1 protein-coding gene is annotated in these 10130 nt (G+C 75.3%); it reads right to left on the bottom strand.

Translation table 11 applies throughout. The annotated features are described in order from the left end of the window. Nucleotides 1-10130, bottom strand: a 10130-nt coding sequence (locus ACFWUZ_RS35985; RefSeq protein WP_384382292.1) for an SDR family NAD(P)-dependent oxidoreductase, incomplete at both ends; no start/stop codon positions are given.

The following is a 10130-nucleotide window of genomic DNA, read 5'->3' as shown; positions in this document are numbered from 1 at the left end:
GGCGTTGTGTCGGGTGACGAGGTGGCGGGCGAGGAGGGTTCCGAGGGTGCCGGTGGCTCCGGTGATGAGGATGGTGCCTTGGTCCCAGGGGATGGGTGGTGTGCTGGTGGGGGTGGGGGTGGTGCGGGTGAGTCGGGGGGTGAGGGTGGTGCCTTGGCGGATGGCGATCTGGGGTTCGCCGGTGGTGAGTGCGGTGGTGGGGAGGGTGGTGTCGTCGAGGTCGGCGAGGATGATGCGGCCGGGGTTTTCGGTTTGTGCGGTGCGGATGAGGCCCCAGATGGCGGCGTGGGTGAGGTCGGTGACGTCCTGGGTGCTGGTGGTGACGGCGCCGCGGGTGGCGATGACCAGGGTGGTGTCGGTGAACCGTTCGTCGGCCAGCCAGCCCTGAACCGTCCGCAGCACTCCGCTCAGCGCCGCGTGCGCGGCACCGGCCACGTCGTCTGCGGCGGCCTCGCCCGGGAACAGCGGCAGCAGCACCTTGTCAGGTCCGGCCGCGGCCAGGGAGTCGAGGTCCGGGTAGGACGTCAGCCCGGGCAGCTGGGTCCCGCCGAGCACCGCCCAGCGGGTGGCGCCGAGCGGCTCGCCTGAGACCGGCACCTTCACCCAGTCGACCGCGAAGAGTCCGTCGCGCCCGGCCTGGGCCGACTCGCGCAGCGCCTCCTTCGACAGCGCCCTCAGCAGCAGCGACTCCACCGACGCCACCGGTGCGCCGGTCCCGTCCGCCACGGTCAGCGAGGCCTCCAGGGTGTCCGCCTCACGTTCCGTCACGGTGAGCCGCACCCGGAGACTGGAGGCGCCCACGGCGTGGATCCGCACACCGGCCCACGAGAACGGCAGCCGCGCCTCGCGGTCCTCGCCGGACACGCCCGGCAGCAGCGGATGCAGCGCCGCGTCGAGACCGGCCGGGTGCAGCAGGAACTTCACCGCGTCCCCGGCCAGCTCCTCCGCCAGCGTGACCTCGGCGAACAGATCGCCGTCCGCGCCGCGCCAGAGCCGGCGCAGCCCCTGGAAGGCCGGCCCGTACGCGAAACCGCCCTCGGCCAGCCGGTCGTACGCCCCGTCGAGCGCGACCTCGGTCGCACCGGCCGGCGGCCAGACCGTCAGCCCCTCGCCGGCTCCCTCGGAACCGGTACCGGCCGCCAGCACCCCGTGGGCGTTGAGCAGCCAGGCGCCGTCGCCCGTACGGGAGTGGATGTCGACGGTGCGGCGGCCGGAGTCGTCCGCCTCGCCGACGACGAGCTGCAGCTGTACCCCGTCCCGCTCGGGCAGGACCAGCGGAGCCGACAGCAACAGCTCCTCCACCTGGTCGCAGCCGACCTGCTCACCGGCCCGGACGGCAAGCTCCACCAGGGCCGTTCCGGGGACCAGCACCATGCCGTGCACGGCGTGGCCGGCCAGCCACGGATGGGTGCGCAGTGACAGGCGTCCCGTGAAGAGGTACGCGTCCCGGTCCGCCAGGGCGACCGCCGCACCCAGCAGCGGGTGGTCGGCGTCGGCCAGGCCGAGGCCGGTGGCATCGGCGGCCGTGGCCGGGGCGTCCAGCCAGTACCGCCGGTGTTCGAACGCGTAACCCGGCAGGGTGACCTGGCGGGCGCCGGGGAACACCGCACGCCAGTCGGGGCCCGCGCCGCGCATCCGCAGCGCCGCCACGGCCGACAGGACGGTCTCCGCCTCCGGGCGCCCCTTGCGCAGCGCCGGGGTCAGCACCCCGGGCCCGGCCTCTCCCGCCAGGCAGCCCTGCACCAGGGCGGTGAGGACTCCGTCGGGGCCGAGCTCCAGGTAGTCGGTGACCCCTTCGGACTCCAGGTAGCGCACACCGTCGAGGAAGCGGACCGCCTCGCGGACGTGCTGGACCCAGTAGTCGGGGGACGTGAGCTGTTCGTCGGTGGCGAGCGTGCCGGTCACGTTGGACACGACGGGGATCCGCGGAACCCGGAAGGACAGGTTCTCGATGACCGAACGGAACTCGTCGAGGATCTCGTCCATGTGCGGGGAGTGGAAGGCGTGGGAGACGGCCAGCCGCTTGGTACGGGTGCCGCGCCCGCGCCAGGCCGCGGTGATCTCCTCGACCGCGTCCTCGTCACCGGAGACGACCAGGGCGCGCGGGCCGTTGACCCCGGCCACGGTGACCCGGTCCCCGTAGCCCTCGAGGGAGGCGCGGACCTCGTCCTCGCCCGCCTGGATCGCGGCCATCGCACCGCCCTCGCGGGCGATCTGCATGAGCCGGCCGCGCTCGGCGACCAGGACGCAGGCATCGGCCAGATCGAGGACCCCGGCGACGTGCGCCGAGGTGACCTCGCCGATGGAGTGGCCGAGCAGGTAGTCGGGCGTCAGGCCGTAGTGCTCGAAGGTCCGGTACAGGGCGACCTCGACCGCGAACAGCGCGGCCTGGGTGTAGACCGTCTGGTCGATGAGCGCCGCGTCCGCGGAGTCCGCCGGAGCGAACAGCACCTCCTTCAGCGGCCGGACGAGGCCGGCGTCCAGGTGGCCCGCCACCTCGTCCAGCGTGCGGGCGAAGACCGGCGAGGAGGCGTACAGCTCGCGGCCCATACCGAGCCGCTGGCTGCCCTGACCGGTGAACAGGAAGGCGGTCTTCCCGGGCCGGGCCGACCCGCCCCGCACGACGGACGCGGGGGACTCGCCGCGGGCGAGGGCCGCGAGCCCGTCCAGCAGGGCGTCCCGGTCCGCGCCGACGACGGCCGCGCCGCGCGCCATGACGGCACGGCCGGAGGCCAGGGTGAAGCCGATGTCGGCCGGGTCCAGGTCCGGATGGTCGACGACGTGCCGGTGGAGCTTCCCGGCCTGCGCGCGGACGGCCTCGTCGGTGCGGCCGGACACGATCCACGGCACCGGCCCCGCCGTCCGCCCCTCGGGCCGGGCCGCGGCCGTGACGGCCGGCGGCTGCTCGATGATGACGTGGGCGTTGGTCCCGCTGATGCCGAAGGAGGAGATGCCGGCGCGGCGGGGGGCGCCGGTGCGGGGCCAGTCGCGGGCGTCGGTGAGCAGTTCGAGGCCGCTGGTCTCCCAGTCGATGTGCTGGGAGGGTTCGTCGGCGTGGAGGGTCTTGGGCAGGATGCCGTGCTGGATGGCCTGGACCATTTTGATGATGCCGCCGACGCCGGCGGCGGCCTGGCTGTGTCCGATGTTGGACTTCAGCGAGCCGAGGTAGAGGGGGCGGTCCTCGGGCCGGTCCTGGCCGTAGGTGGCCAGGAGTGCCTGGGCTTCGATGGGGTCGCCGAGGGTGGTGCCGGTGCCGTGGGCCTCGACGGCGTCGACGTCGGAGGTCTGGAGTCCGGCGTTGGCGAGGGCCTGGCGGATCACGCGTTCCTGGGAGGGGCCGTTGGGGGCGGTGAGGCCGTTGCTCGCGCCGTCCTGGTTGACGGCGGTACCGCGTACGACGGCCAGGACGCGGTGGCCGTTGCGGCGCGCGTCGGAGAGCCGCTCGACGAGCAGCAGCCCGACCCCCTCGCTCCAGCCGGTCCCGTCGGCCCCCGCCCCGAAGGACTTGCAGCGGCCGTCGGGCGACAGCCCGCGCTGCCGGGAGAACTCGACGAAGGTGTGCGGCCCCGACATCACGGTGACCCCGCCCGCCAGCGCGAGGTCGCACTCGCCCTGGCGCAGCGAGTTCGCCGCCATGTGCAGCGCCACCAGCGACGACGAGCACGCCGTGTCGACCGTGACGGCCGGACCCTCCAGGGCGTAGGTGTACGAGAGCCGGCCGGACAGGACGCTGGAGAGGTTGCCCGCGAGCAGGAAGCCCTCGAACTCCTCCGGAGTGGCGGCCAGCCGGGACGCGTAGTCGTCGTACATCGCGCCCGTGTAGACACCGGTGTTGCTGCCGCGCAGAGCGGCCGGGTCGATGCCCGCGCTCTCGAAGGTCTCCCACGCGGTCTCCAGCAGCAGCCGCTGCTGGGGGTCGGTCGCGGTCGCCTCGCGCGGCGAGATCCCGAAGAACTCACGGTCGAACAGGTCGGCGTCGTGCAGGAAGCCGCCCTCACGGGTGTAGGAGGTGCCCGTCCGCTCCGGGTCCGGGTCGTACAGGCCCTCCAGGTCCCAGCCGCGGTTGGCCGGGAAGCCGCTGACTGCGTCCACGCCCTCGGACACCAGCCGCCACAGGTCCTCCGGCGAGGACACCCCGCCGGGGAAGCGGCAGGCCATCCCGACGATCGCGATCGGTTCGTCCGCCGCGCCCCGGGGACGGGCGGCCGCGGCGGCGGCCGGGGCCTTCGCCTCGGAGACCCGCGACAGCAGGTACGCGGCCAGGGCGGCCGGCGACGGGTGGTCGAACACGGCGGTCGCGGGCAGCCGCAGGCCGGTGGTCGCGGCCAGCCGGTTGCGCAGGTCCACCCCGGCCATCGAACTGAACCCGATGTCACTGAAGGCCCGCTCGGGCTCGACGGCGGTGGCGTCGCTGTGTCCCAGTACGGTCGCCACGGCGCCGCGCACCAGGTGCAGCACCGCTTCCTTCCGCTTGTTCTCGGGGAGCCCGGCCACCTGCCGGGCCCACGCCTGCTCGCCGCCGCCGCCACCGGCCGCGGCCTGCGCGGTACGCCGGCCGCGGGGCCGCACCAGCCCCCGGAAGAGCGCCGGCGGCAGCTCGGGACCGGCGCCCAGCCGGGACAGCTCCAGCTGTACGGGCACCAGCAGCGCCTCGTCGCCCGCCAGCGCCGCGTCGAACAGGGCCAGCCCCCGCTCGGGGGTCAGCGGGGTCGTACCGGCCCGCCGCCACCGCTCCAGGTCCGCCTCGGTGAGCGAGGCGCCCATGCCGTGCGTGCCGTCCCACAGGCCCCAGGCCAGCGAGGTGGCGGCCAGGCCGTGGGCGCGGCGGTGCTGGGCGAGGGCATCCAGGTAGGTGTTGGCGGCCGCGTAGTTGGCCTGGCCGGCGGTGCCGGTGATGCCGGACACCGAGGAGAAGAGCACGAAGGCGGCCAGGTCCAGGCCCAGCTCCCGGGTCAGCTCGTGCAGATGCCGTGCGGCGTCCGCCTTCGGCGCCAGTACGGCGGCCAGCCGCCCGGGGGTCAGCGACTCCACGGTCGCGTCGTCCAGGACACCGGCCGTGTGCACGACGGCCGTCAACGGGTGCCCGGCGGGTACGGCCGCCAGCAGCGCGGCGACGGCCTCGCGGTCGCCCGCATCGGCGGCGACCACCGTGACCTCGGCCCCCAGCGCGGTCAGCTCCGCGGTCAGCGCGTCGGCGCCGGGCGCGGCGGGACCGCGCCTGCTGCTCAGCAGCAGCCGGCGCACACCGTGGCGGGTGACCAGGTGCCGGGCGAACAGCGCACCGAGGCCGCCGGTGCCACCCGTGACCAGCACGGTGCCGTCCGGGTCGAGCCGCGGTCCGGCCGAGCCGGCCGGGAGGGAGGAACGGGTGGCACGGGCGAGGCGCGGAGCGAACAGCCGGCCGCCCCGCACCGCGAGCTGAGGCTCCCCGGAAGCCAGCGCGCCGGGCAGCGCGGCGGCAGCACCGTCCTCGTCGTCGACGTCGACCAGCACCATCCGGTCGGGGTGCTCGGACTGTACCGAGCGGATCAGACCCCACACCGGAGCATCGGCGAGCCCGGTCACGTCCTCGCCCGGCCGGGCGGCGACCGCCCCCCGGGTGACCAGCACCAGCCGGGCGTCGGTGAACCGCTCGTCGGCCAGCCACTCCTGTACGAGGCCCAGGACCCGCACGGTCCCCGTGTGCGGGTCCTCGCCGGGGCCGGGCCGCGGAGCCCGCACGACGACCACGTCGGCGTCCGCCACGGCGGAGAGGTCCCCGTCGGTCTCCGCCCAGGTGAGGCCGGCGTCCGGGTCCGGAGCGGTGACGGCGGCCCACTCCACGGTGAACAGCGCGTCGTCGGCGCCCTCCGCGGCCCCGGCGATCCGGTCCTTGGCGACCGGCCGGAGCGTCAGCGACTCCACCTCGGCGACCGGAGCGCCGGTGCCGTCCGCGAGGGTCAGCGTGACCGTGTCCGTGCCGGAAGGCGAGATCCGGACCCGGAGTCCGGTGGCCCCGGCGGCGTACAGCGACATGCCGGTCCAGGCGAACGGCAGCCGGATCCGATCCGTATCGCCGCCCGCCGCCGCGTCCAGCACCAGCGGATGGAGCACCGCGTCGAGCAGCGCCGGGTGCAGCCCGAACCGTGCCGCGCCGTCGTGCAGCGCATCGGGCAGCCGCACCTCGGCGAACACGTCCTCGCCACGCCGCCAGACGGAGCGCAGGCCCTGGAAAGCGGGCCCGTACGCGTACCCCAGGTCCGCCAGCCGCGCGTACACGCCGTCCACCGGCTCCTCGGTGGCGCCGGCGGGCGGCCACTCGGTGAGGTCCGTGGCCCTCGGTTCGGCGGCGGCGGGCGCCAGGGCGCCCGTCGCGTGCCGCGTCCACGGCAGCGACCGGTCGTCGCCGTCGGGACGGGCATGGACGGCGAACTGCCGGTAGCCGCCCGCGTCGGGCGCGCCGACGGTGAGCTGGATCCGCGAGGGCTCACGCACCGGCAGGGGCGCCTCCAGGGTCAGCTCCGCCACCTGCGGGGCGCCGACGAGATCACCGGCCGTCACCGCGAGTTCGAGGAACGCCGTGGCCGGCAGCAGCGCCGTCCCCACGATGGTGTGATCGGCCAGCCACGGCTGCCCGGCGGGTGAGATCCGCCCGGTGAACAGCGCGTCCTCGCGGTCCGCGAGGTCCACGGCCGTCGACAGCAGCGGATGGTCCGAGGCGTCCAGGCCGAGGCTGCGCGCATCGGTGCGCAGGCCCGAGCCGGGAGCCAGCCAGTAGTGCGCGCGCTGGAAGGCGTACGTGGGCAGGGCGGCGGGTACCGCGCCGGGGAAGAACGACCCGGCGTCCAGCGGCGCCCCGTGGGCGTGGGCCCGGGCGATCCCGGCGGCGAACGACTCGGCCTCGGGCCGGTCCGCGCGCAGCAGCGGGACGGCGGTGACGGCGCCCTCCTCCAGCGTGTTCTGGGCGAGCGCGGTGAGCACCGCGTCGGGGCCGACCTCGACGAGGACGGTGGCGCCCAGGCCGGCGAGCTGCCGGGCGGCGTCCGCGAACCGGACGGCCTCGCGGATCTGCCGCACCCAGTAGTCGGGCGAGGTGAGCTGCTCGGCCGTGGCCGGCTCACCGGTGACCGTCGAGACGACGGTGAGCAGCGGGGCGCGGAAGTCCAGGCCCGCCGCCACCTCCCGGAACTCCTCCAGCACCCCGTCCATGTCCGGCGAGTGGAAGGCATGGCTGACCTTCAGCCGGTGGGTCCGGCGCCCGGCCGCCCGCCAGCCTTCCGCGATCTCCTCGGCGACGGAGGCGTCGCCCGAAATCACCACGGAACGCGGGGAGTTGACCGCCGCGACACTCACCACGGCCTCGTGGCCCGCCAGCGACCGTACGACCTCCGCCTCCTCGGCCTCGATCGCGATCATGGCGCCGCCCGCGCGGGCGGCCTGCATCAGCCGGCCGCGCGCCGCGACCAGCTTCGCCGCGTCCGCGAGGGACAGCACCCCGGCGGCATGTGCGGCGGCCAGCTCGCCGATGGAGTGCCCGGCCACCAGGTCCGGGGTCATGCCGTGGTGCGCCAGCAGCCGGAACAGCGCGACCTCGACCGCGAAGAGCGCCGGCTGGGTGTACGTGGTCCGGTGCAGCAGCCCGGCCACCCCGCCGTCCGCGCCGTCCTCGGCGTCTGCTGCGAACATCACGTCCCGCAGCGGCACGTCGAGCAGCCCGTCGAAGGCGGCGAACACCTCGTCCAGGGCGGCGGCGAACACGGGGTGCGCCTCGTACAGCTCCCGGCCCATGCCGGCGCGCTGCGCGCCCTGCCCGGTGAACAGGAAGGCGGTCCGCCCCGCTCCGGCCGCACTGCCGCGCTGCACGTTCGGCGCCTCGGCACCGGAGGCCAGCGCGTCCAGCCCCGCGAGGAACCCGGCCCGGCCGCCCGGGCCGCCCTCGGGTGCCACGCCGCCGAGCACGACGGCCCGCTGCTCGAAAGCGGTGCGGGTGGTGGCCAGCGCCAGCCCGATGTCCGCGGGGTCGGAGCCTTCCGCGTACGTCCGAAGGCGTGCGGCCTGGGCGCGCAGCCCCGCCTCGTCCCGGGCGGACAGCACCCAGGGCAGGGGCACGCGGTGCGCGGGGGCGCCGGCCGGCTCCGGCCGCCCGGCCGCCGCCGGAGCCGGCGCGGCCTCCAGGACGACATGGGCGTTGGTGCCGCTGATGCCGAAGGAGGACACGGCGGCCCGCCGCGGCCGGCCCGCCCGCTCCTGCCACGCGCGCTCCTGCGTGAGCAGCTCCACCGCACCCGCGGACCAGTCCACCTGAGGCGACGGCTCGTCGACGTGCAGGGTCCTGGGCAGGATGCCGTGGCGCATGGCCTCGACCATCTTGATGACGCCGCCGACGCCGGCCGCCGCCTGGGCATGGCCGATGTTCGACTTCAGCGACCCCAGGTAGACCGGCTCGCGCCCGTCGCGGCCGCTGCCGTACGTGGCCATCAGGGCCTCGGCCTCGATGGGGTCACCGAGCTTGGTGCCGGTGCCGTGCGCCTCCACCGCGTCCACATCGGCCGTGGTCAGCCCGGAGTCCGCGAGGGCCTGCCGGATGACCTGCTGCTGGGACCGGCCGTTGGGGGCGGTGAGGCCGTTGCTCGCGCCGTCCTGGTTGACGGCGGAGCCGCGGATGACGGCGAGGACCTGGTGGCCGTTGCGCTCGGCGTCGGAGAGCCGCTCGACGAGCAGCAGGCCGACGCCCTCCGCCCAGCCGGTGCCGTCCGCACCCGCCGCGAAGGACTTGCAGCGGCCGTCGGGGGCCAGCCCCCGCTGCCGGGAGAACTCCACGAACATGCCGGGCGACGACATCACCGTCGCACCGCCCGCCAGCGCCAGGTTCGTCTCGCCGGAGCGCAGGGACCGCACCGCCAGGTGCAGCGCGACCAGCGAGGACGAGCAGGCGGTGTCGGCCGTCACGGCCGGGCCGATCAGGCCCAGCTGGTAGGCGATGCGCCCCGACATGACGCTCGGGGTGCTGCCGGTCAGCACATTGCCCTGGACGCTCTCCGGGGCATCGTCCATCCGCGGCCCGTACTCCAGGGCGGTCGCGCCGACGAAGACACCGGTACGGCTGCCGCGCAGCGACTCGGGGTCGAGGCCCGCGTGCTCGACGGCCTCCCAGGCCGTCTCCAGCAGCAGCCGCTGCTGCGGGTCCATGGCCAGCGCCTCACGCGGCGAGATCCCGAAGAACCCCGCGTCGAACTCGCCCGCGCCCTGGAGGAACCCGCCGCGCCGCACCGCGCTCTTCCCCGGCCGGTCGGGATCCGGGTCGTAGAGGTCCTCGGGCCAGCCGCGGTCCGTCGGGAAGTCCGATACGGCGTCGCCCCCTTCGGCGACCAGCTGCCACAGCTCCCCGGGGGAGGAGACGCCGCCCGGGTAGCGGCAGGCCATGCCGACGATCGCGATCGGCTCGTCGTAGCCGCCCGCCCTGTTCTCGACGGCCGCCTCCTCGGCCGCGCCCAGCAGCTCGGCACCGATGAACGCGACCAGCTCCTGCGGTGTCGGGTACTCGAACAGCAGACCGCTGGGCAGCGAAAGACCGGTGGCCTTGGCCAGCGCGCCGCGCAGCTCGGTGGCCATCAGGGAGCTGAAGCCCAGCTTCTGGAAGGGCGTGCGCTGCGGCACCTGCCCGCCCTGCGCGTACTCCAGTACCGACGAGATGTGCGCGTTCACCAACTCGGAGACCTGGCGGTCGCGCTCGGCCTCACCCAACTGCGCCAGACGCCGGCCCAGCTCACCGCGGGGCGTCTCCGCCTTCGGCCGGCCGCCCCGCACGTCGTCCAGGGCGGGCAGGGCCGCGGCGGGCCTGCGGGTGGCTCCGTCGAGCCAGTACCGCTGCCGCTGGAAGGCGTACGTGGGCAGCTCGGCACGGCGGGCACCGGTGCCCTCGTAGAAGGCGGCCCAGTCCACGTCGGCCCCTTGGACGAACAGCGCTGCGAGCGCGGTCACCGCCGTCTGCGCTTCGGGGCGTCCGGGGCGCAGGAGGCTGACGGCGGTGGTGTCGTCGTGGGTGTCGTGGGTGTCGTGGGTGAGGGTGGTGAGGGTGGTGTCGGGTCCGAGTTCGGTGTAGGTGGTGACGCCGTGGGTGTGGAGGGTGTGGAGGGCGTCGGTGAAGCGGA

Origin of the sequence: Streptomyces sp. NPDC058646 (assembly GCF_042716875.1) — a bacterium.
Lineage (GTDB): Bacteria > Actinomycetota > Actinomycetes > Streptomycetales > Streptomycetaceae > Streptomyces.
Note: the sequence above shows the minus strand (reverse complement) of the source record. Positions and strands in the feature narration are given on the sequence as shown.